16 protein-coding genes and 1 tRNA gene are annotated in these 21571 nt (G+C 63.9%); 6 read left to right on the forward strand and 11 right to left on the reverse strand.

Annotated features, from left to right (window positions below):
* Positions 1–3: 3 nt before the first annotated feature.
* The 4 genes from P8H27_RS16080 to P8H27_RS16095 form a co-directional block, all read right to left on the reverse strand.
* Positions 4–819 carry an enoyl-CoA hydratase-related protein gene (locus P8H27_RS16080; protein WP_289638621.1) on the reverse strand — a complete coding sequence of 272 codons (816 nt, stop codon included), beginning with the start codon at positions 817–819 and terminating at the stop codon, positions 4–6.
* Positions 820–1101: 282 nt separating this feature from the next.
* A complete protein-coding gene (locus P8H27_RS16085) occupies positions 1102–5547 on the reverse strand; it encodes a DEAD/DEAH box helicase (RefSeq protein WP_289638622.1) in 4446 nt (1481 codons plus the stop codon).
* A gap of 82 nt (positions 5548–5629) precedes the next feature.
* On the reverse strand, positions 5630–6256 hold the full coding sequence (ycaC, locus tag P8H27_RS16090; protein WP_289638623.1) for an isochorismate family cysteine hydrolase YcaC: 627 nt from the start codon (positions 6254–6256) through the stop codon (positions 5630–5632).
* A 73-nt stretch (positions 6257–6329) separates the two neighbouring features.
* Entirely contained in the window at positions 6330–7196 is an 867-nt protein-coding gene (locus P8H27_RS16095) for a pirin family protein (protein ID WP_289638625.1), read from the reverse strand.
* A 95-nt stretch (positions 7197–7291) separates the two neighbouring features.
* Between P8H27_RS16095 and P8H27_RS16100 the strand changes: the two genes are divergently transcribed.
* From P8H27_RS16100 to P8H27_RS16110, 3 genes are all read left to right on the forward strand, one after another.
* Complete coding sequence (locus P8H27_RS16100; protein ID WP_289638640.1) at positions 7292–8188, forward strand: LysR family transcriptional regulator; 897 nt, start codon at positions 7292–7294, stop codon at positions 8186–8188.
* Between the two features lie 300 nt (positions 8189–8488).
* Positions 8489–9421 (forward strand): ABC transporter ATP-binding protein, encoded by a 933-nt coding sequence (locus tag P8H27_RS16105; protein ID WP_289638626.1) that lies wholly within the window; start codon positions 8489–8491, stop codon positions 9419–9421.
* Entirely contained in the window at positions 9418–10179 is a 762-nt protein-coding gene (locus tag P8H27_RS16110; protein WP_289638627.1) for an ABC transporter permease, read from the forward strand. The genes P8H27_RS16105 and P8H27_RS16110 overlap by 4 nt, the downstream gene beginning before the upstream one ends.
* Positions 10180–10266: 87 nt before the next feature.
* Here the strand turns inward: P8H27_RS16110 and P8H27_RS16115 are convergent.
* From P8H27_RS16115 to P8H27_RS16135, 5 genes are all read right to left on the reverse strand, one after another.
* Positions 10267–10340: transfer RNA gene (locus P8H27_RS16115), tRNA-Gly, on the reverse strand.
* Between the two features lie 94 nt (positions 10341–10434).
* Positions 10435–11319: an alpha/beta fold hydrolase gene (locus P8H27_RS16120; RefSeq protein WP_289638628.1), complete on the reverse strand. Its 885-nt coding sequence runs from the start codon at positions 11317–11319 to the stop codon at positions 10435–10437.
* A 409-nt stretch (positions 11320–11728) separates the two neighbouring features.
* Positions 11729–12421: a pseudouridine synthase gene (locus P8H27_RS16125; protein ID WP_289638629.1), complete on the reverse strand. Its 693-nt coding sequence runs from the start codon at positions 12419–12421 to the stop codon at positions 11729–11731.
* A 2-nt stretch (positions 12422–12423) separates the two neighbouring features.
* The gene (locus P8H27_RS16130; RefSeq protein ID WP_289638630.1) at positions 12424–12636 is read right to left on the reverse strand and encodes a cysteine-rich CWC family protein; all 213 of its coding nucleotides are present in this window, start codon (positions 12634–12636) and stop codon (positions 12424–12426) included.
* The gene (locus tag P8H27_RS16135; protein ID WP_289638631.1) at positions 12633–14105 is read right to left on the reverse strand and encodes a sensor domain-containing diguanylate cyclase; all 1473 of its coding nucleotides are present in this window, start codon (positions 14103–14105) and stop codon (positions 12633–12635) included. Before P8H27_RS16135 ends, P8H27_RS16130 begins: the two co-directional genes overlap by 4 nt.
* A 274-nt stretch (positions 14106–14379) precedes the next feature.
* On the opposite strand from P8H27_RS16135, the gene P8H27_RS16140 reads away from it, so the two are divergent.
* The 3 genes from P8H27_RS16140 to lapD all read left to right on the forward strand — a co-directional run bounded on the left by P8H27_RS16140 (position 14380) and on the right by lapD (position 17848).
* Positions 14380–14868 (forward strand): hypothetical protein, encoded by a 489-nt coding sequence (locus tag P8H27_RS16140; protein WP_289638632.1) that lies wholly within the window; start codon positions 14380–14382, stop codon positions 14866–14868.
* Between the two features lie 384 nt (positions 14869–15252).
* Positions 15253–15891 (forward strand): cysteine protease LapG, encoded by a 639-nt coding sequence (lapG, locus tag P8H27_RS16145; RefSeq protein ID WP_289638641.1) that lies wholly within the window; start codon positions 15253–15255, stop codon positions 15889–15891.
* 22 nt (positions 15892–15913) lie between these two features.
* Positions 15914–17848: a cyclic di-GMP receptor LapD gene (lapD, locus tag P8H27_RS16150; RefSeq protein ID WP_289638633.1), complete on the forward strand. Its 1935-nt coding sequence runs from the start codon at positions 15914–15916 to the stop codon at positions 17846–17848.
* Positions 17849–17931: 83 nt separating this feature from the next.
* Here the strand turns inward: lapD and P8H27_RS16155 are convergent, their stop codons facing one another.
* Positions 17932–18270 carry a tryptophan synthase subunit beta gene (locus P8H27_RS16155; RefSeq protein ID WP_289638634.1) on the reverse strand — a complete coding sequence of 113 codons (339 nt, stop codon included), beginning with the start codon at positions 18268–18270 and terminating at the stop codon, positions 17932–17934.
* A gap of 73 nt (positions 18271–18343) precedes the next feature.
* The coding region (locus P8H27_RS16160; protein ID WP_289638635.1) for a tandem-95 repeat protein at positions 18344–21571 on the reverse strand (3228 nt) is incomplete at its 5' end.

Raw genomic sequence — 21571 nt, forward strand, 5'->3', positions numbered from 1 at the left:
CTACTAACACCCTTTATATACAGGTTGACGTTTTTCCGTGAATGCTCGCGAACCTTCCAAGTAATCGTTGGAGTGCAACATCTTTTCGTAGGCCGGCAGGCTGCCGTTGCCCTGCCAGGCGCCGCGTGTGCAGGCGAAGGCATCCTCGACACTCAGCGAGTGGGTTCTGGCCAGGACTTCTTTCATCGCCTGCTGAGCCAGCGGCGCGCCTTCGGCTATGCGCTGAGCCAGCTCCAGGCTGCACTGGCGCAATTCGGCGGCAGGCACCACCTGGCACACCAGGCCCCAACGCTGGGCTTCCCGGGCGTCCATGGCGCGGCCGGTGAGCATCAGTTCGACGGCCAGGTTGTAGGGCAGGCGCTTGGCCAGGCGCTGCAGACCGCCGGCGTCGGGGAGGAAACCCAGGCGGATTTCCGGGAGAATGAATTGTGCATGTTCGGCAGCGATGATCAGGTCGGCGGCCAGGAGCATTTCGAAGCCACCGCCGATGGCCTTGCCATTGACCGCGGCGATCACCGGCTTGCGCAAACCCCAGAACTCGCTGAGGCCGCCGAGGCCCCCGGGGCCCAGGTCGTAGTTGCCGCTGTCGACCAGCTCGCTGCCGCTTTCGGCGTATTCCTTGAGATCCCAACCGGCACAAAACAGGCGTTCGCCGGCAGCGGTTAAAACAGCGACTGTTAGTTGCGGGTTGTCCTGGAAGTCTTTAAGCGCGTTATACAGTTGGGTACTGGTGTTTAAATCAATGGCATTAACCGGCGGCCGGTTCAGGGTTATTTCTAAAATCTTGCCGTGTGTAACGCAGCTGACTGAAATACTCATTAGTAATGTCCAGGTAAGGTCATATTCAACCGGCCGATATAAACCCTGTTGCATTGTTGTTTACTTGGGCCTGAGTAAATCCTGCGCGCTCAGAGACAACCCGTAAATTGATATAAATATGGCCACTGGTCTAATTAACTAACCAGTAAGCGATTGGCGCGAGGGCACTTATTCGCCGAACCCGTGTGTGGAATAGCGGATTCCGGCGCTGAAAGAAGGCGGCTGATGGCCGCGCTAATTGGGCGGCGCGAGGCAGTGGAGAGCTGAGCCGTGGCGGTGGGCTTAGGGCGGCGAGCCAGTGTGTTGCGGGCCGTGGCTGAGGGGAGCGGGCAGGCCCGTCTGGCGGATCAGCACGGCGTGCCATTCGCCCGCGGTGAAGGCATCGACCTCTTGTAGCAGCGTGGTTTTACCCGCGATCAAGGTCGCCACCGGTACGCCGTTGCGATACAGCAGGCGGTTGCCGGCCAGCGCCGGCACCTTGTTGCCGGGCAGCAGGGTGCCGAGCAGGTTGAGCGGATCGCAGGCGGACAGGCCGACCAGGCTGCCGTCGAGCGGGCGCTTGCGCACCTCGCGCAGCAGCGCGACGGCTTCCGCCAGGGCGAACTGTTCGCCGGAAACCCCGGCGATAAAACGCCCGCCGCGGATCTCGCCGCGCGCCTCCAGGCGCTGGTAGACCCGCAGCAGCTCGCGCCAGGACGGCAGCCAGTCGGCCTCGCGTTCCAGCAGGCGCCAGCAGACCACGCCGTAGCGGCGCAGCAGACTGCGCGCCACATGCTCCAGGGCCTCGGCGCTGAGCTGATTGTCGGCGGGCTCTTCGCCACGACCGCGCAGCAAGGCCCAGCGTCCGGCGTCCTGCATATTGGCCAGGGCACGGTGGGCGCGGCGTTGTTGCTGGCTGCGCTTGGCCGCCGGCAGCAGCAAGGAGCGCAGGCCGGCGAAGCTGTCGGCATGGGCCAGACCGAGGCTGACCAGTTCGCCGAGGCAGTCTTCCAGTTCGCTGCGCAGCAGGTGCGCCTCGTCCTGCAACTCGTCGAAGAACAGCGCGCCCTGGTCGGCCAGCACCTGGCGCAGACGCGCGGCGCGCGGCGAAGGTTCGGCCGCAGGCACCTCGCCCAGGCAGGCGCGCCACAGGCCCAGGTTCTTGCGCGGCAGCAGCACGATGGGCGTGCTGCGCAACGGCCCGCCGGCGCTGCGGCTGCGCCCGGCCAGGCGGCACCAGAGCAGGCGCCCGCAGCGGCACAGATCGTCCAGCCAGTTGATCCCGTAATCGGCCACCCGGCTCGGCAGTATCTCGCTCTCCCAGGCGCCGGCCGCGGCCTGGAAGCCTTCCAGCTGGCCGAGCACCCCGGCCAGGGCCTCGGCGCCGCGTACCCGGCTGGCCGGGGCGATGCGCTGCCAGTCGAACAGAAAACGCATAAAGTCGGCGCGCGCCACCGGTTCTATCTCGCGGCGCAGGCGTCCCACCGTGTAGCGGTGGATGCGCGCCAGCAGGTGGCGTTCGCACCATTCCTCCACTTCTCCGCCTGGGCTGAAACGGCCGCGCAGCACATAGCCCTCGCTTTCCAGGGCGAGCAGGGCCAGCTGCACGGCGGCCTCGCTCTGCTGTAGATCGGCGGCGATGCGCGGCAGCGGCAGCGGGCCGAAGCCGCTCAGGCGCGCGCGCAGCAGCTCGACCAGGGCGGCTTCCGCCGTCCATATCTGTTCGTAGCCTTGCGGCGCCTGAATGGCCGGTTGGTATTTGTCGTTCGGTTGCAGCGCCTGCCACTGGCTGAGGCGTTCGGCCGCCAGCCACAGCGTCGGCGCGCCATCTAGCTGCAGGCAACTGGCGCGCTTGCCCTTGGCCAGTTGCGCCAGCCAGGCCGGCCAGCCGCTATTGGCCTGGGCTTCGGCCTGGCGGATGGCGCCCAGGCTCAGCAGCGCCTCGTGCATCTCGTCGGCATCGCGCACCTCGGGCCAGGCCTGCTGGCGCACCGCGGCGATGGCCTCGGGGTCGAGGGCGCCGAGTTCGTCTCTGGATGCCGGCTCGCGCCAGCGCCGGTTCTGCACCGCCTGGGTACGCCGCTCCTCCAGCGGCGCGTCGTCGAGGAAGGCATAGGGGCGGGCGCTGAGAATTTCCGCCGCCAGCGGCGAGGGCGCCGGCAGGTCGCGGGCCAGCAGCTCGATCTCGCCGCCCTCCATGCGTTTGAGCAGGGCCAGCCAGGCGTCGCAGTCCATGGCCTGGTGCAGGCAGTCGTCGAGGGTCTGGGCCACCAGCGGGTGGTCGGGGATCTGCCGCTCGCCGACGATGTTCTCCAGGCAGGCGACCTGGTCGGGGAACACCGTGGCCAGCAGGTCTTCGCTGCGCATGCGTTGCAGCTGCGGCGCCACCTTGCGTCCGCCGGCGAAGCGCGGCAGGGCCAGGGCCACCCCGGCGTTCCAGCGCCAGCGCACGGCGAACAGCGGCGCATCGAGCACGGCCTGGATCAGGATGTGCTCGGCGCTGTTGCTGTGCAGGTAACGCCACACCTCGTCCAGCGGGAAGCTGTGGCTGGTGGCCAGCGAGAGGATCAGCGCGTCCTCGGTGGCGGCGGCCTGCAGCTCGAAGTTGAAACTGCGGCAGAAGCGTTTGCGCAGGGCCAGGCCCCAGGCGCGGTTGAGGCGGCTGCCGAACGGCGAGTGGATGATCAGCTGCATGCCGCCGGATTCGTCGAAGAAGCGTTCCATCACCAGCCGCCGCTGGTTCGGCAGGCCGCCGAGGGCGGCGCGGGCGCGGGCCAGGTACTCGACTATCTGGCTGGCGGCCGCTTCGCTCAGCTCCAGGGCCTGCATCAACCAGGCGGTGGCCGCCTCCACCCCATGCGCCAGTTGCTGCTCGATCTGCTCGCGCAGCCGCGCCACCCCGGCCGACAGCTCGTCGCTGCGCCCCGGCGCCTCGCCCAGCCAGAAGGGGATGGTCGGCGCCTGGCCCTGGGCATCCTCGACCCGCACCTTGCCCGGTTCGATGCGCAGGATGCGGTAGGACTGGTTGCCCAGCTGGAACACGTCGCCGGCCATGCTCTCGATGGCGAAGTCCTCGTTGAGGCTGCCGACGTTCAGGCTTTGCGGCTCCAGCAGCACCGCGTAATCGCCTGTATCGGGGATGGTGCCGCCGCTGGTGATGGCGGTCAGGCGCGCGGCGCGGCGGCCGCGCAGGCGACGGTTGACCGCGTCGCGATGGATATAGGCGGCGCGCACGCCGCGGCGGCCGCTGTAGCCCTCGGCGAGCATCTTCAGCAGGGCGTCGAAGGCGGCACGCGGCAGTTCGCTGTAGGGCGCGGCGCGGGTCAGCAGCTGGAACAGCTCGTCCTCGCGCCACTCGCGGCAGGCCACCTCGGCGACTATCTGCTGGGCCAGCACGTCCAGCGGCGCCTGGGGGATGTGCAGGGCGTCCAGCTCGCCACGGCGCACGCAGTCGAGCAGCGCCGCGCATTCGATCAGCTCGTCGCGCGACTGCGGGAACAGCCGGCCCTTGGGCGTGCCGCCGACGCTGTGGCCGGAGCGGCCGACCCGCTGCAGCAGGGCGGCGATGCTGCGCGGCGAGCCGAGCTGGCAGACCAGCTCGACCTCGCCGATGTCGATGCCCAGCTCCAGCGAGGCGGTGGCCACCAGCACCTTGAGTTCGCCGCGCTTGAGACGCTGCTCGGCGTCCAGGCGCAGCTCCTTGGCCAGGCTGCCGTGGTGCGCGGCCACCGCGCCATTGCCCAGGCGTTCGCCCAGATGGCGGCAGGCGCGTTCGGCCAGGCGCCGGGTGTTGACGAATACCAGGGTGGTGCGGTGTTGCCGGGCCAGCTCGGCCAGGCGCTCGTAGACCTTGTCCCACACCTCGTTGCTCATCACCGCCTCGAGCGGCAGCGGCGGCAACTCCAGGGCCAGGTCGCGGGTGCGCTGGTAGCCGATATCGACGATGGCGCAGTCGGCGGGCAGCGGCCTGGGCCTATCGGCTTCGGTTGCAGGGCATAGCGCCAGCTCGGCTTGCTCGACCTCGACCTCGGGATCGAGCGCCGGCAGTGGCGTCTGGCTGCCGAGCAGCAGGCGCGCCACCGCCTCCAGCGGCTTCTGCGTGGCGGACAGGCCGATGCGCAGCAACGGGCGGCGGCACAGCGCTTCCAGACGTTCGACGCTGAGCATCAGGTGGCTGCCGCGCTTGCTGCCGGCGATGGCGTGGATCTCGTCGACGATCAGGCTGCGACAGCCGCTGAGCATGGCTCGCCCGGAGGCCGAGCCGAGCAGCACGTAGAGCGATTCCGGGGTGGTCACCAGGATATGCGGCGGGCGCTTGCGCATCGCCGCGCGCTCGCCGGGGCTGCTGTCGCCAGTGCGCACCGCCGTGCGGATGTCGACATCGGCCAGGCCCTGGCGCTGCAGTTCGGCGCGGATGCCGGCCAGCGGCTGTTCCAGGTTGATACGGATGTCGTTGGACAACGCCTTGAGCGGCGAGACGTAGACCACAGTGCAGCGTTCGGCCAACTGGCCGCCGGCGGCCAGGCCTTCGCGCACCAGTTCGTCGATGGCGGCGAGAAAGGCGGTGAGGGTCTTGCCCGAGCCGGTGGGCGCGGCGACCAGGGTCGAGCGCCCGGCGCGGATCGCCGGCCAGGCGCCGAGCTGGGCCGCGGTGGGCGCGGCGAACTGGCCGCGGAACCAGGCCGCGACCGCCGGGTGGAAGGCCGCCAGCACGGGGTCGGCCTGTGCGCAATCGGGAGTCGGCTTCATCTTGGCCATCATGCTAGCGCCGCGCGCCGGCCTCAAGCGCCGTTCGGCCGGCAGCGGGTCAGGGGGTGAGACGGAGGGCGGCTTATTTGCCGGTGCCGAGGCTGCTGTAGCTGTTGATCAGGTTGCGGTAGTCGGGGATATGGTTGGAGAACAGCGCGCCGAGCCCCTCGACATCGTTGCGCCAGTCGCGGTGCAGCTCGCAGGCCAGGCCGAACCAGGTCATCAGTTGGGCACCGGAGGACGACATGCGATCCCAGGCCGAGTGGCGGGTGATCTCGTTAAAGGTGCCGGAGGCATCGGTGACCACGAACACCTCGAAGCCGGCCTCCAGCGCCGACAGCGCGGGGAAGGCCACGCAGACCTCGGTGACCACCCCGGCGATGATCAGCTGCTTGCGCCCGGTGGCTTTCACCGCCTTGACGAAGTCCTCGTTGTCCCAGGCATTGATCTGGCCGGGGCGGGCGATATAGGGCGCGTCCGGGAACTGCTGCTTGAGTTCGGGCACCAGCGGGCCGTTGGGGCCGTTCTCGAAGCTGGTGGTGAGGATGGTCGGCAGCTCGAAGTACTTGGCCAGGTCGGCCAGGGCCAACACGTTGTTCTTGAACTTGTCCGGGTCTATGTCGCGCACCAGCGACAGCAGGCCGGTCTGGTGATCGACCAGCAGTACCGCGGCTTGGTCCTTGTCGAGACGCTTGTAGGGAGTGCTCATGGCGATGTCCTCTTGCTTGGGTAAAGGCCGTGCGCCCGGTGGCGCGCGGCGGGGGAGTGCGGGGGCAGGCGCTTTAGCTCGGCAACTGGCCGAACGAGCCGCTGCGCAGATCCGCGAGTGCCTGGTCGATTTCCGCCTGGCTGTTCATCACGAAGGGGCCGTAGCCGACTATCGGCTCGTCGATGGGCGCGCCGCTGAGCAGCAGCACCAGCGCTTGGCTGTCGGCCTCCAGCAGCAGTTCGTCGCCGGCGCGGTCGAGCAGCAGCATCTGCGCCTCGCGCACCTGCTGGCTGGCATTGACCTGCACTGTGCCGCGCAGCACGATCAGCGCCGTGCTGCGGCCCTCGGCGACTGGCAGGCGCAGCGGCTTGCCAGGATTCAGGCGGATATCCCAGACGTCTATTGGCGTGAAGGTCTGTGCCGGCCCTTGCTGGCCGGCGAACTGCCCGGCGATCAGGCGCAGGGTGCCGGCGTCGCCGGCCAGCGGCAGCAGCGGAATGTCCTGGCTGAGCAGGGTCTGGTAACCCGGCGCGGCCAACTTGTCGCGGGCCGGCAGGTTGACCCAGAGCTGCACCATTTCCAGGGTGCCGCCTGTTGCGCTAAAGGCCGCCGAGTGGAACTCCTCGTGCAGGATGCCCGCGGCGGCGGTCATCCACTGCACGTCGCCGGGGCCGATCAGGCCGCCGCTGCCGGTGGAGTCGCGGTGCTCCAGTTCGCCCTGGTAGACGATGGTCACCGTCTCGAAGCCGCGATGCGGGTGCTGGCCGACGCCGCGACGCTGCTCGGTCGGGGCGAACTCATGGGGGCCGGCATAGTCGAGCAGCAGGAAAGGACTGATGTGCTGGCCCAGGTTGTCGTAGGAAAACAGCGAGCGCACCGGAAAACCGTCGCCGACCCAGTGTTGCCGATTGTTGCTGTAGAGACCGAGAATCTTCTTCATGGGGTGCCTCCTGAGTGCATGGGAACCACTGTAGGAGTGCAACGCTTGGCGCGCCAGGCCGGATAATTTAGTCTCAGCGTTCTATTTGGAGAACGCTGATGGACGATCTCAACGACCTCTACTACTTCGCCCAGGTGGTCGAATACGGCGGGTTTGCCCCGGCGGGGCGGGCGCTGAATATGCCCAAGTCCAAGCTCAGCCGGCGCATCGCCCTGCTCGAGGAGCGCCTGGGGGTGCGCCTGCTGCAGCGTTCGCCACGGCATTTCTCGGTTACCGAGATCGGCCAGGAGTACCAGCGCCATTGCCAGGCCATGCTGGTCGAAGCGCAGGCCGCGCGCGAGGCGATCGAGCGCAGCCGTTCAGAGCCCCAGGGGCTGGTGCGCATGAGCTGCCCCACCACCCTGTTGCAGTACCGGGTCGGCGAGCTGGTCAGCCGTTTTATGGTCGAATACCCCAAGGTGCAGGTGCAGCTGGAGGCGACCAACAGGCATGTGGATGTGCTCGGCGAAGGCCTCGACCTGGCGCTACGGGTGCGCTTCCCGCCGCTGGAAAGCAGCGACCTGGTGATGCGCGTGCTGGCCGACAGCCCGCAGCGCCTGGTGGCCAGCCCGGACTTTATCCGCGGCCGCGAACTGCCGCTGCGGCCCGCCGATCTGAGCGGCCTGCCGAGCCTGGACTGGGGGCCGTCGCGCGAGCACCGCTGGTGCCTGGAGGGGCCGGATGGCGCCACGGCCGAGGTGCGCCACCAACCGCGCTTGATCAGCGACGACATGACCACCCTGCGCCGCGCGGCCCTGCTCGGTGTCGGCCTGGTGCAGCTGCCGTGCATGGTGGTCGAGCGCGATCTGCAGGCGGGCCGCCTGCTCGACATCATGCCGCAGTGGGCGCCGCGCAGCGGCGTGGTGCATGCGTTGTTCCCCTCGCGGCGCGGCCTGCTGCCTTCGGTGCGCAGCCTGATCGATTTTCTCGCCGAGCAGATGCCCTTGTCCTAGGCCGGCCCTATTACGTGTTTCACGCAGCTTTTGGGTTGCGGCGCAACTGACCATGCCGCAGCAGATAGCCCGCGGTCATGCGCCTAACCCGTCCTACGAATTACCGCGCCCAAGGCATCGCCTAGCCGCCCACAGGCTTCAACGCATAACGGGACATAGCCTTGTCCTGAGGCGTCCCGGAACGGGGGCAGTCTTCCCTGCGCTCGTGCCGGGGGCTGTGGATTGCGACTTTGGCACTTGCTTCCCCCCACCCCAATCTACATACACTCAGCCTTTCTCTTTTCCAGGCAAGGCCATCCCGTGCAACCGGTGATCTCGATCCAGCAACTGAGCAAGACCTACGCCTCCGGCCACCCGGCGCTGCAAAGCATCGACCTGGACATCCGCCAGGGCGAGATCTTCGCCTTGCTCGGCCCCAACGGCGCCGGCAAGACCACCCTGATCAGCATCATCTGCGGCATCGTCAACCCGGGCAGCGGCAAGGTGCTGGTCGGCGGCCACGACATCATCGATGACTACCGTGCGGCGCGTGCGCAGATCGGCCTGGTGCCCCAGGAGCTGTTCAACGACGCCTTCGAGAGCGTCTGGTCGACGGTCAAGTTCAGCCGTGGGCTGTTCGGCAAGAAACCCGATCCGGCTTACCTGGAGCGCCTGCTGCGCGACCTGTCGCTGTGGGACAAGAAGAACGCCCGGCTGTTCGAGCTGTCCGGCGGCATGAAGCGCCGGGTGATGATTGCCAAGGCGCTGTCCCACGAACCGCAGATTCTGTTTCTCGACGAACCCACCGCCGGGGTCGACGTCGAACTGCGTCGCGACATGTGGAACATGGTGCGCGGCCTGCGCGCGCGCGGGGTGACCATCATCCTCACCACCCACTACATCGAGGAGGCCGAGGAAATGGCCGATCGCATCGGCGTGATCAACCAGGGCCGGATCATCCTGGTCGAGGACAAGCAGGTGCTGATGCACAAGCTCGGCAAGAAGCAACTGACCCTGCAGCTGCAGCAGCCGCTCGCCAGCCTGCCGGCGGAGCTCAACGGCCACCGCCTGGAACTGGCGGACGAGGGCCACGCCCTGGTGTTCACCTTCGATGCCCAGCGCGAGCACACCGGCATCGCCGAGCTGCTCAAGGATCTGGCTCAGCACGGCATCGACTTCAAGGATCTGCAGTCGAGCCAGAGTTCCCTGGAAGATATTTTCGTCACGCTGGTGCATCGGGAGCCGCGCCCATGAACTTCTACGCAATCCGCGCCATCTACCTGTTCGAGCTGGCGCGCACCTGGCGCACCCTGTTGCAGAGCATCGCCACCCCGGTGATCAGCACCTCGCTGTATTTCGTGGTGTTCGGCTCGGCCATCGGTTCGAGCATGACCCAGGTGCACGGGGTCAGTTACGGCGCCTTTATCGTGCCGGGGCTGATCATGCTGGCGCTGCTCACCGAGAGCATCTCCAACGCCTCGTTCGGCATCTACATGCCCAAGTACTCCGGCACCATCTACGAGGTGCTGTCGGCACCGGTATCCTACCTGGAGATCCTGATCGGTTATGTCGGCGCGGCGGCGACCAAGTCGATCATCCTCGGCCTGGTGATCCTGGTCACCGCGCGGCTGTTCGTCGATTTCGAGATTCTCCACCCGGTGTGGATGCTGGCCTTGCTGGTGCTCACCGCGCTGACCTTCAGCCTGTTCGGCTTCATCATCGGCGTCTGGGCCGACGGCTGGGAGAAGCTGCAAGTGGTGCCGGCGCTGATCGTCACGCCGCTGACCTTCCTTGGCGGCAGCTTCTACTCGATCAGCATGCTGCCGCCGCTGTGGCAGACCATCACCCTGTTCAACCCGGTGGTGTATCTGATCAGCGCCTTTCGCTGGAGCTTCTACGGCGTGTCGGACGTCAACGTAGTGCTCAGCCTGGGGATGATCCTCGGCTTCCTGCTGCTGTGCGTACTCACCGTCGGCTGGATCTTCAAGAGCGGTTACCGATTGAAGAGCTGACCTCGAGCAGAGGGGCGCGCCGCACTACAAAAGCGGCAGCTGAGAACGAAAAAGCCCTGTAAGAACAGGGCTTTAATCATGGGGTTCTGGAGCGGGCGAAGGGAATCGAACCCTCGTTATCAGCTTGGGAAGCTGGAGTAATGCCATTATACGACGCCCGCTTGGGGGTGCCTTTATACCGGAAGTCGCGGCTGAAATGAAGCCCGCGCCGAGTGCTTTTTGTTGCGGCTCGGTGCGGACGGACTTGAGTGTGGCTCAGATGGCCAGTGCGTGCGGCATGTCGAGCAGCGGCCGGTAGCCGGTTTGGCGTTGCGGCTGGCGGTGCAGGAAGCCCAGCAACACCTCCCGGCTTTGCTGCCACGCGGCTTTGTGTTCCATGTCGAGGAAGTGTCCGGCATTGTCGATGATGGCAAACGTGCAGTCGCTGAGGTGCTCGGCGAACACGCGCACGTCTGCCGGCGAGGTGTATTCATCGCGCTCGCCATTGACGAACAGCAGCGGGATCTCGATCGCCGCCAGACATTCCATCTGGCAGTGGCTTTCCATGTGCACCACCTGGTTGACGTGGGCGAACATCTGCCGGTACTCGTGCTCGTCCAGGCTGGCGATGTGGCGATGGTTGAAGCGCTTGAACAGCGACGGCAGGTGTTTGCCGATGCTGTTGTTGACCAGGTGGCCGAGGTTGCTGCCGTCCACGGCGTGCAGGTAGTTGAGGCCCTTTTCCAGGTAGTCGAGCATCGGCGCGTTGAGCAGCGGTGAGAACGAGGCGATCACCGCTTTTTCGATGCGGGCCGGGCGTTGCGCCAGGGCCAGCATGGCGGCGACGCCTCCCCAGGAGAAGGATTGCAGGTAGTCGGCACGGAAGTGCTCGATCAGGTCGAGGAGGATGTGCGCCTCGTCTTCCTTGCCGATCGGCCGGGTGTGGCTGTTGTACGGTTTGGATTGGCCGGCGTAGGGCTGATCGTAGAGCACCACGTTGAACTGCGGGTGCAGGTACTTGAGCGTCTGGGCGAAGGCCGCGGTGGTGGCCAGCGAGCCGTTGACCAGGATGATGGTCTTGCGTGCGGTGCGGCTTGGGTAAAACTCCGTGTGTACCTTGTGGCCCCCGTGAACATCGACGACAGCGATAGCTGGCTTCATGTTGTTTCCTCCTGGCGCAAGTTAGGCGTGGCAGGCGGCGTAGCCGTCTACTGGGCAAGCAACGTAGGACAGTAGGAAAGCGCCTGGACATGACAAGCGAATGTCAGGCTGGGTGTTTTTATAAGTTATTTATTTTCAATCAGTTAGGGCTGAAATAGAGCATCCGCTCCAACCTTTGTCGAGGTGTTGGAGGGCGTCTTGTAACCAGGCAGGAACCCATTTCGCGCAGTGCGCAGACAACCGAAAGAACGCTTGGATAGCCTCGGTGACTCGTCGGTCACTTGAAGACCTTGCGGCTCGATTTAAGCAGTGGCCCCTAGTCGTGGCAAGCCTTTAATTGGCTAGTCCATTACCGTTTGTCGGCTAGCGCTAAGTATTGTGACTCGCAGCGAAATAGCCGTCGGTCGCCTCAGAAACAGGCGATCTCGGCAGCCGTCAGGGCGCGGTACTGGCCGGGGCAGAGGCGTTCATCCAGGGTGATTGCGCCCATGCTCAGGCGGTGCAGGCCGACGACCTTGTTCTGGAAGTGGCCGAACATGCGCTTGACCTGATGGTAGCGGCCTTCGTAGAGGGTCAGGCGGGCCTGGCGCGGGGCGAGGATCTGCAGCTCGGCGGGCTGGGTAAGCAGATCCTCGAAGCGGAAGTACAGACCCTGGGCGAACACCTCGATGCAGGCCGGGTCGATCGGCTGTTCGGTCTCGACCCGATAGACCTTGGGCTGTTTGCCTTGCGGGGCGGTCACCCGGCGCGACCACTGGCCGTCGTTGGTGATCAGCAGTAGGCCACTGGTGTTGAGGTCGAGGCGTCCGGCCAGATGCAGTTCGTGCTTGTCCGTCTCGTCGAGCAGGTCGAGTACGGTGCGGTGTTCGGGGTGCTCGGTGGCGCTGACCACGCCGAGCGGCTTGTGCAGCATGAAGTAGCGTGCGGCCTTGCCGGCCTGCAGCACCTGATCATCCAGTTCGACCCGGCTGAAGACGCGGACTTCGGCGTGACTGTCGCGGTTGACCTGGCCATCCACGCGCACGCGGCCACTGGCGAGCAGTTGGCGCACGTCCTGGCGGTTGAAGCGCGGCAGGTTGCTGAGGAAACGGTCGAGGCGCATGGCTAGTCGGCGGCTGGCGGCGTTGTACTCGGCACCAACCCCTGGGCGCAGCGGGGGCACAGGCAGGCGCGGTTGCGCTGCTCGGGCGGCAAGTTGTCGAGCACTGCGGGGTCGATACCTGCGCTGAAACACCAGCAGTCGCTCACCGGTGTCGCGGACTCGGCTTGGACGCACTGGTTGCGCTGACCACAGCGCGGACACTGGCTGGTATTCATGCGCCGGCTTCGCAGGTGCGGTTACGCCCGGCCTGTTTGGCGCGGTAGAGGGCGCGGTCGGCGCGGGCGAGCAACTCGCTGAGCGAGTCGTCCGCATGTAGCTCGGCCAGGCCAATGCTGGTGGTGATGGGCAGGCTGGCGCCTTGGTAGCTGAAACTGCCGTGCTCGGTCTGCTGGCGGATTTTCTCGGCGAGCAGGCGTGCTTGCTCGGGCGAGGTGTCCTTGAGCAGGAGGATAAATTCTTCACCGCCCCAGCGGCAGATGATGTCGGACTGGCGCAGGTTGTCGCGCAGCTTGTTGGCGAAACCGCGCAGCACTTCGTCGCCGGCCAGATGGCCGTGGTTGTCGTTGAGAGCCTTGAAATTGTCGAGGTCGAGCAGCAGGGCGCAGAGAGGGCTGGGGTTACGCCGCGCTTCCTGGATCGCCTGGTTGGCCAGCAGGTCGAAGCCACGGCGATTGGGCAGTTCGGTGAGTTGGTCGGTGGTGGCCAGGGTGGCGATGCGTGCCTGGTAGCGGCGCAGGGCGATATTGACCAGGGTGAGCACGATGGCGGTAACCACCAGGCAGATCAGCAGGTTCAGGTATAGCGACTGGCGAATGCCGGCCAGGGCACCGGTTTCGCGCTTGTCGACGAACAGGTACCAGTCCAGTTCGGGAATGAAGCGCACGTTGAGAAAGTGGCCGCTGCCATGTTCCTGATACTCGAAGTTGCCCGTTTTTGGCTGTGGCAGTTTCGCCTGGAGTTCTTCCAACCCGGCAAGGTCGCGCAGCGACTGGCCGACCTGGGCGCCCATTGGCCCGCCCGTGGCGCCGGTGAGGACGATGCGGCCGTCGCGGTCGACGAAGTACACGCTGCGCTCGTAGCGCGCCTGGTAGTCATCGATCAGCTGAACCACCGCATCCACGGTCAGGCCGACGCCGGTGGCGCCGATAAAGCGCTGGTCGTAGTCGAACACCTTGTAATTGATGAAAACCGTCAGGCGATCCTGGTTGGCCATGTCGACATCGACATTGATTTCGTAGGGCTCCTGCATGTCGCGCACCCGGAAGTACCAACTGTCACGCGGCGCCTGTGGCTCGACCTGCTTGAGCACGCCCTTGACCTGGTAGTAGGTATGGCTCTGGTCGGAGACGAAGAAGCTGGTGACGGTGCCGTAATGCTCTTGCACCTCGCGCAGATAGCGGGTCATCTGTTCGACGTCCTGTTCGCCGGCCATGACCCAGTCGCGGACGAAGGTGTCGCGGGCCATCATCGAGGAGATCAGCACGGGGCGAACCAGGTCTTTCTGGATTTCCGAGTAGACGTTGTCGGAGGTCAGCGGCAACTCGGTGTTGACGATATTGTCGCGGATCGACTCGAGTGCGGCGTAGTAGCTGGCCAGCGAGGTGGCGAGAAAGCCGCAGCCGAGCAGCACCAGCAGCAGTAGAACCAGAGGACGTTGGCTGGCCGTCGAGGAAGCTGATGACATGCAAGGTTCTGCTTTATGAGTGATGGCGCCATGCTAGCGTGCAATTGCCATGGCGTCACCGGTCGGTTCTGCTTGGCCATGGCGACGGTGTGTTCTGGCGGTTGCTTGTTCGACTAGGCGCGCCAGCCACCCAGGTGGCTGAGCTCCGCGGCGCTTTCCCGGCGGCCGCTGGCCATCCGGCACTTTCCCCGCAGGGGCGTTGTCCAACTTTTTGAGAGTACCCTGAAGGCCAGCAGTCGCTGGCCTTCCTCTTCTTGTGCTCGCGGAGGTCTCCATGCCCTATAAATTTATGCTTATTGCGCTGTTGGGGCTGTTTTTAACCGGTTGCGCGGTCTATGGCGACGGTTATGGCCATCGCTATTCGGGTTATGACCGCCACTATTATTCGGGTGGCGATTATCGGGTGCAGCGTTACCCGGTATATGTCGCGCCGCGGCATTACGGGTACGACGACCGTCGTCACGTCCAGCGTCGTTATGACGCCCCTCGGCATGACCAGCGCCGCTACCTTCCGGCACCGCAGACGCGTTATTACAACCACGACCGGCGCGCAGAACAGCGCCATGACGGGCGCCGCGATCAGCGCTATACGGGCCGTCGCGATCAGCGCGGCCAAGACTACCGCGCGGCGCAACCGCGCCAGGGGTGGAACGGCAAGCGGCTTGATCAGCATGATCGGCAGCAGCGCTCGTCGAACCGGCAACCGCGTGGCCAAGGCCCGCGCAGCGATGATCGGCGCGGCTGGGAGAGTCGCCGCAACTAGCAGGCCGCAGCGGCGCACGCCAACGGTCAGTCCGTGGCGTGTGCCCGATCATGTTCTGGGCACGGCACGCTGGTTGAGCGTGCATCAGCTGCGCCCGCAGCGCTGACTTTATCCATCCACGCTTTCTTTCGATCGCCAGGGCTGCGCCAGTCCTGGCGCTTTGTCCGGCTCGCCACATCCTTGAACTGGCCGTTACGTTGCGTGCATCGGTTGCGCCGGCGGCGGTTCCAGAACCGCTCTCTCGTACGTTTCCCCGCATGATGGCAGTTGGCAATTGTGTTTTGTCTGCGTCGCCCGCAACATGGCGCAGGCCTGACGTGTGGAATCCTCAGTTTGCAGACTGGTCGTATCGAAGTTGTGCGCGAGTGTCGTCGCTGGCCATGGCTGGCGGCCTGGCTGGCGGCCGTGTTGCTAATTTCCGCTGGGTTGCAGGCCGACTGGGATTTCAACCTGATCAGCAAGCGTGCCGAGCAATTGTACGGGCCGCTTGGACAGGGCCGTGGCCGCATCGATGATTGGCAACGATTGCTCCAGGAGCAGGCTGACGTCAGCGAAATGGAACAGCTGCAAGCGGTCAACCGCTTCTTCAATCTGCGTCTGCGCTTTCGCGACGATATCCAGATATGGAAGGTCAAAGATTACTGGGCCACTCCCGTCGAGGCGCTGTTTCAGGGGGCCGCCGACTGCGAGGATTATGCCCTCGCCAAGTACTTCAGCCTGCGCCAGCTGGGTGTGCCGAGTGAGAAGCTGCGCATCACCTACGTCAAGGCGGTGCGTTTGAATCAGGCGCACATGGTGCTCACCTATTACCAACATCCTCTGGCCATGCCGCTGGTGCTGGACAACCTGATCGACGCCATCGAGCCGGCCAATCGCCGCGCCGACCTGGTGCCGGTCTATGCCTTCAACGCCGAGGGGCTGTGGCTGCCCGGCAAGGGAGGCGGCAAGCAAGTCGGGGACAGCAAGCGGTTGTCGCGCTGGCAGGATCTGTTGAAAAAGATGCGGGCCGAGGGGTTTCCCTGACACGGGCCGGAAGGAGTCGTTCATGTCACTGTTCAAGCAGTTGTTTATCGCCATCTGCGCGCTGATGCTGGTGAGTTTCACCGGCAGTTTTCTGGTCAGCGTGGAGAGTTCCCGCGAACAGCAGGTCAACCAGTTGCGGGCCCATGCCCAGGATGCGGCGACCGCCCTGGGCCTGTCGCTGAGCCCGCATATCCAGGATGTGGCGATGGTCGAGCTGATGGTCAGTTCGATTTTCGACAGCGGTTACTTCGAGAGCATCAGGGTGCTCGACTCAGAGAGTGGGCAGGTGATGGTTGAGCGCACTGGTGTGCCGGTCAGCGGGGAAGCACCGCAATGGTTCGCCCGTCTGGTTGATCTGGCGCCGGCCAGCGGCGATGCCATCGTCAGCGACGGCTGGCGTCAAGCGGCGCGGGTACAGGTGGTGAGTCACCCGCTGTTCGCCGTCGGCAAACTCTGGCAAAGCGCCCTCGGTATCCTGTTGTGGTTGGCCTTGAGCGGGTTGTTGTGCATTGCCTTGGGGGTATTGCTGCTCAAGCGTCAGTTGCGTCCGCTGGACTATCTGGTCGAACAGTCGAATGCCATCGCCCGCCGAGAGTTTCTCAGCCTGCCCGAGCTGCCCAAGACTCCCGAGTTTCGTCGGGTGGTCAATGCCATGAACCAGATGGTGGAGAAGCTCAAGGCGCTGTTCGCCGAGGAAGCGGCGCGCAGCGAGAAACTGCGCGCCGAGGCCTATCAGGACAGCCTCACCGGCCTGGATAACCGGCGCTACTTCGACCTGCAGTTGCAGGCGCGCCTGGGTGTCGATGAGCAAGCCTGTAGCGGCTTCATGCTGCTGCTGCGGGTCAATGACCTGGCCGGGCTCAACCAGCGCCTGGGCGGTCAGCGCACCGACCAGTTGCTCAAGGCCATCGCCGTGCAGTTGCAACAAATCAGCCAGGGTCGCTACCTGCTGGCGCGCAACCGCGGCGGCGAGTTTGCCGTGTTGGCCGCCGGCCTCGAGCGTGGTGAAGCGGAGCAATTGGCCGAGAGTCTGGACGGCGCCCTGGCCAGCTTGCAGCAGACCGCTGCCAGCGACTGCTTGCCGGTCGCGCATATCGGCATGACGGCCTTCGCCCCGGGCGATCGGCCCGCTGCGCTTTACGCGGCGCTGGATGCGGCGTTGGCTCAGGCCAGCAGTCAGAACCTGCAGAGCTGGGCCTGTAGCGAACACGACGCACAGCGGCCTGCCGCCGATGAACGGCAGAGCTGGCATGGCCTGTTGGATCGAGCGCTTAAGCAAGGGCGTTTCCAGCTGTACGTGCAGCCGGTGGTCAGTGCGGTTGATCCGGCGCGGGTGCTGCACCTCAAGGTGCTGGCGCGCTTGCTCGATGAGCAGAACAACCCGGTACCGGCGGGGCGTTTTCTGCCCTGGCTGGAGCGTTTCGGCTGGGCCACTCGTCTCGATCTGGCCATGCTCGACTGGGTCTTGGCGCAGCTGCGGAGCAACAGCAGTTGTGTTGCGCTGAGCCTCTCCGGCAGCACCATTCGTGATCCGCAGGCGTTGCAGCAACTCTATGAGCGGCTGCGGCAGCATGCGCATCTGGGTGCGCGCCTGACCCTGGAGCTGGACGAAGATCAGTTGCCCGATGCCGTGACCCTGGAGGCGCTAACCGTGCGCCTGCGCAGCCTCGGGTTCAGCCTGGGGCTGCAGCACTTCGGCGGGCGTTTCAGCATGATCGGCAACCTGGCCAAGCTTGGCCTCAGCTACCTCAAGGTGGATGGCAGCTATATCCGCGCCATCGACACTGAGAATGACAAACGACTGTTCATTGAGGCCATGCAGCGCGCAGCCAACAGCATCGATCTGCCCCTGATTGCCGAGCGGGTCGAAACCGACGGCGAGTGGCTGGTGTTACGCGACTTGGGAATCGAAGGCGTACAGGGGCGCCTGTTCAGCGAACCGGGTCTTTGGACTTGAGGTATGTCAGAGATTGCCCTACGGACTGATCATCGATCCTCTGTAGGCGCAGTTTTAGCCGTGAAGCCTTCGCTTTCACATTTTCAGATCAACCCAGACTCATCGTCATTGATCAGCCGATTCAACCCGCCGAGGGCATCGCGTGCCTTGCTGCGGCCTACCAGCTTACTCTGTGCCGCTTCCGGCAAGTCGGTGATGCGCACAACCCCTTTCTGGATCAGCACGGTGATCAAGTCTTCCAGTACCCGGATCATGTCCAGATCGCTCTGCTGGAGTTGCAGCAGGCTGCTCTCGACCGTCTGGTTGGCAAACCAGGCCAGCGCCTCCTGATCATCGGCGGCCAGCTCACCATCCATGCCTTCGAACGGTGATGCCTCTACCCGTTGCAGATTGCCCCAGGTATCGCGTTGCACGTACAACATCGACTACTCCTTGCCCTATCGGCTGCCCTGAATGAAGAACCCCGCTAGCGGATGGTAGCGGGGTTCTTGCTGATTAGCTGTGGTCGATTTTGATGATCGGGTCTGCGCCGGCGATCAGCGAGTTGACGATCTGCGAAGAGGTCGAGCCGTAGCTGGACAGATCGACCGGGTTGCCGCCGTTTTCCAGCTTGATGGTGACATCCGCATTGCTGCCGGTGGCATTGATTACTCCGGTAGTGCTGATCTGCAGAGTGGACGTAGCCGTGTCGACGCGCAGGTAATTGAGGATATTGCCGTCATTCTCGCCTTGCAGCAGGTCACGCAGGTCGATTGTGTCCCGCGAGTTGCCGGTGAGGGTAACGTCCCTGATTACGTCATTGCCCAGATCACCGCGCTGCCAGAGGAACAGATCTTTACCTGCACCGCCAGTAAGGGTGTCATTGCCGAGGCCGCCGCGCAGGATGTCATCACCCGCTTCGCCATTGAGGATGTCGTTACCAGCTTCGCCATTGAGGAAATCGTTGCCGGTTCCGCCATTCAATGTGTCGTCGCCAACACCACCGTAGAGATGGTCGTTATCGGCACCGCCGTTGAGCGTGTCATTACCGGCACCGCCGTAGATCAGGTCGTCACCATTGCCACCGTTGAGCGTGTCGTTACCGTTGTAACCACGAATCAGATCATTGCCAGTTGTGCCGGTAAGGGTGTCGTTACCGGCGGTGGCGTTGGTCAGCGTGTTGGTGGTCTCACTGACAGTGACGCTGAATGATTGTGAGCTGCTGGCGGTGTGGCCGTTGGCTGTTTCCGTCGCAGTACCGGACAGAGTCAGGTTTAGCGTGCCGGTATAGCCCGCAGGCGGCAGCAGGTGCAGGTTGTTCAGGTCACTGCTCGTTAGCGTCCAGCTGCCGTTGCCATTGTCGGCTCCCGCGCTCAGCCGTGCGCCAGCTGGAAGGCCTGAAAGCACCAGGCCTAGTGTCTCTGAGCCATCATTGTCGACCAGTTGGGCTGCGAGTGATAACGCTATAGGCGCGCCGTAGAGCGTGGCGTTGCCACTCTGACTGAAATTGGTACTCAGTAACGACAGAGACGAGTCCTTGAGACCATCCCGGCCATTGAGTACCAGCCAGTTGAAGCTGTAGTTGCCATTCTGGGTCGCGGTATAACTGAATGTACCGTTACTGGTGAGGCTAGGAAACTTGGACTCTGATGAGTCCACCAGGAAGGCATTACGGTTACCGGCCGGGTCTGTCACGATCAATACAACTAGATCGTTATAGCCATTCTGTACTTCGCTGGAGATGTTCTCGCCATTAGTGAATGCGTAGCTCCAGCTGACTTTAGTACCGCTGGCCAGATTGTAGTCGGCATAGGTGACTTTACCGTCCACCACGTTGACATTGCCGCTGTGATTAACATTCGGCCCGGTTGGGTTAAAGCGGTTATCGAGAAAGTCCGCAACCAGGCCCAGTTCCGCTTCCAGATTAGCTTGCGAGATGCCGTCGCCGGCATTGAGCGCTGCGGCATTGATCGGCGTATCGGCGCTGCCAGTCGATATGACCGTGGCTCCCGGATTGAGCACGAAGATATTCGCCACAGGTGATATCAATGGAGCATCTGCTTGTGGCGTCACCGTCACGGTAACCTGGGCACTTGAGGCGCCGCCCTTGCCATCAGAGATGCTGTACTGAATCAGCGCTGTGCCACTGAAGTTGCTGGCAGGGGTAAAACTTAGGGTGTTGTCCGCGTTGATTACCACAGTGCCATTGTTGGCGGAGGCACCTGTGACGGTCAGGCTATCGCCATCGACGTCGGTATCATTGGTCAGCACGTTGATGGTGACCGGGCTGTCCTCATTGGTGGTAACGCTATCGGCAACTGCAACTGGCGCATCGTTGATCGCCTTGATGCCAATGGTCACCGTGGCCGAGGAAAGGCCGCCTTGGCCGTCGCTCACGGTGTAAGTGAAGGTAGCAGGGCCGTTGTAATTGGCATTGGGGGTGAACACGACATTACCACCAACCAGTGCGACCGTACCGTGGGTCGCGCCTTGCACACTCACGATGCTGAGTGCATTGCCATCCGGATCGCTGTCGTTACCCAGGAGTGTGGCTGGAGTAATGGTCAGAGCCTGATCCTCGTTGGTCACCAGTGCTGGGTTCTCATGTTGCAGCGAGCTACCGCCAAGAACTGTGTAGGCGCCGCCCTGAGGGCGCAATTCAACGGTCAGTTGGGCATTGCCATCCTGATCCCAATAGATAATTTCGAATTGCTGCGCGCCGCCTTGGGGGACAGCGAATATCACGGACTCGCGAGCGGTTGACCCCTGGTTGCCGTTGTATTCGGCAACCGTCTGACCATTGATGCGGATGCTGAATCCGTCATCCGCCGTTACGCGGAATTGGTAGTTGCCAGCGGCCAGGTTAACTAGGCCGCTGAGCTTGATAATGGCATCAGAGGTACTGGCAGGGTCACTCGACAGACTTGAGGCATCGCCACCGAGGAAGTTCTGCAGGTTCGAGCCATTGCCCAAGCCGCCGTTACCTATAGGGCCATAGTTCAAGTTGGTGCCCGTGAAGGTTGCCGTAGGCGCGCGGCCATTGATAAAGGTTTCAACCTGACTGAGGTTGGTCAGATTGGCGCCATTGACCCCTTCGCTGTAGCCAAAGTACTGACCAACCAGTCCGGAAACCAGATAGTTGTCATTAATGGCAATTGGGTCGCTGTTGAGGTTCAAGCTGCCGGCGCTGCCTGGATTGTCGGCCAGGTCTGTATAGCTGCCAGCAGGCAGACTGACGCTAGGCGAACCGCCACCAGTCGATGTGAAGGTTGCTGTCCATATGGCTGGGTTGCCAGCGGACTGCACCAAATTACTGATAGTGCCGCCCGACGGGTTGATATCGCTTGCGGTAAAGCCGGTGACTGCCTCACTAAAGGTGAAGGTCAGGGTCGTGGCTTCTCCGACCGAGAGATTGCTGTCGTTGGTGCTGATTACAACGCTTGGCGCAACCGTATCAATGGCTTGTTGAGCTTGTGCCGCAAGGGTTGGGTTGCCCGCTGAGTCGGTGGCTGCACCTGCTGGCACATTCACAGTGATATTGCCTGTGCTGTTGCCTGCAGGGGTGACGACCAGGCTGTAGGTCTGGCCATCGACGCTGGTGAAGGTGCCTTTGCTGCCGTTGCTGACGCTGATGTCATCGGCGCTGAAGCCGGTGACGGCTTCTGTGAAGGTAAAGGTGAAGGTCACAGGGCCATTGGCAACACCGGCGACGTTGTCGGTGATGCTCAGAGTCGGCGACAGGGT

Origin of the sequence: Pseudomonas sp. sp1636, assembly GCF_030376615.1 — a bacterium.
Lineage (GTDB): Bacteria > Pseudomonadota > Gammaproteobacteria > Pseudomonadales > Pseudomonadaceae > Aquipseudomonas.

Excerpts from the sequence above, each read along its gene's own strand:
- P8H27_RS16080 (WP_289638621.1), bottom strand. The coding sequence starts at position 819 with ATGAGTATTTCAGTCAGCTGCGTTACACACGGCAAGATTTTAGAAATA.
- P8H27_RS16085 (WP_289638622.1), bottom strand. The coding sequence starts at position 5,547 with ATGAAGCCGACTCCCGATTGCGCACAGGCCGACCCCGTGCTGGCGGCC.
- ycaC (WP_289638623.1), bottom strand. The coding sequence starts at position 6,256 with ATGAGCACTCCCTACAAGCGTCTCGACAAGGACCAAGCCGCGGTACTG.
- P8H27_RS16095 (WP_289638625.1), bottom strand. The coding sequence starts at position 7,196 with ATGAAGAAGATTCTCGGTCTCTACAGCAACAATCGGCAACACTGGGTC.
- P8H27_RS16110 (WP_289638627.1), top strand. The coding sequence starts at position 9,418 with ATGAACTTCTACGCAATCCGCGCCATCTACCTGTTCGAGCTGGCGCGC.
- P8H27_RS16120 (WP_289638628.1), bottom strand. The coding sequence starts at position 11,319 with ATGAAGCCAGCTATCGCTGTCGTCGATGTTCACGGGGGCCACAAGGTA.
- P8H27_RS16125 (WP_289638629.1), bottom strand. The coding sequence starts at position 12,421 with ATGCGCCTCGACCGTTTCCTCAGCAACCTGCCGCGCTTCAACCGCCAG.
- P8H27_RS16130 (WP_289638630.1), bottom strand. The coding sequence starts at position 12,636 with ATGAATACCAGCCAGTGTCCGCGCTGTGGTCAGCGCAACCAGTGCGTC.
- P8H27_RS16135 (WP_289638631.1), bottom strand. The coding sequence starts at position 14,105 with ATGTCATCAGCTTCCTCGACGGCCAGCCAACGTCCTCTGGTTCTACTG.
- P8H27_RS16140 (WP_289638632.1), top strand. The coding sequence starts at position 14,380 with ATGCCCTATAAATTTATGCTTATTGCGCTGTTGGGGCTGTTTTTAACC.
- lapD (WP_289638633.1), top strand. The coding sequence starts at position 15,914 with ATGTCACTGTTCAAGCAGTTGTTTATCGCCATCTGCGCGCTGATGCTG.
- P8H27_RS16155 (WP_289638634.1), bottom strand. The coding sequence starts at position 18,270 with ATGTTGTACGTGCAACGCGATACCTGGGGCAATCTGCAACGGGTAGAG.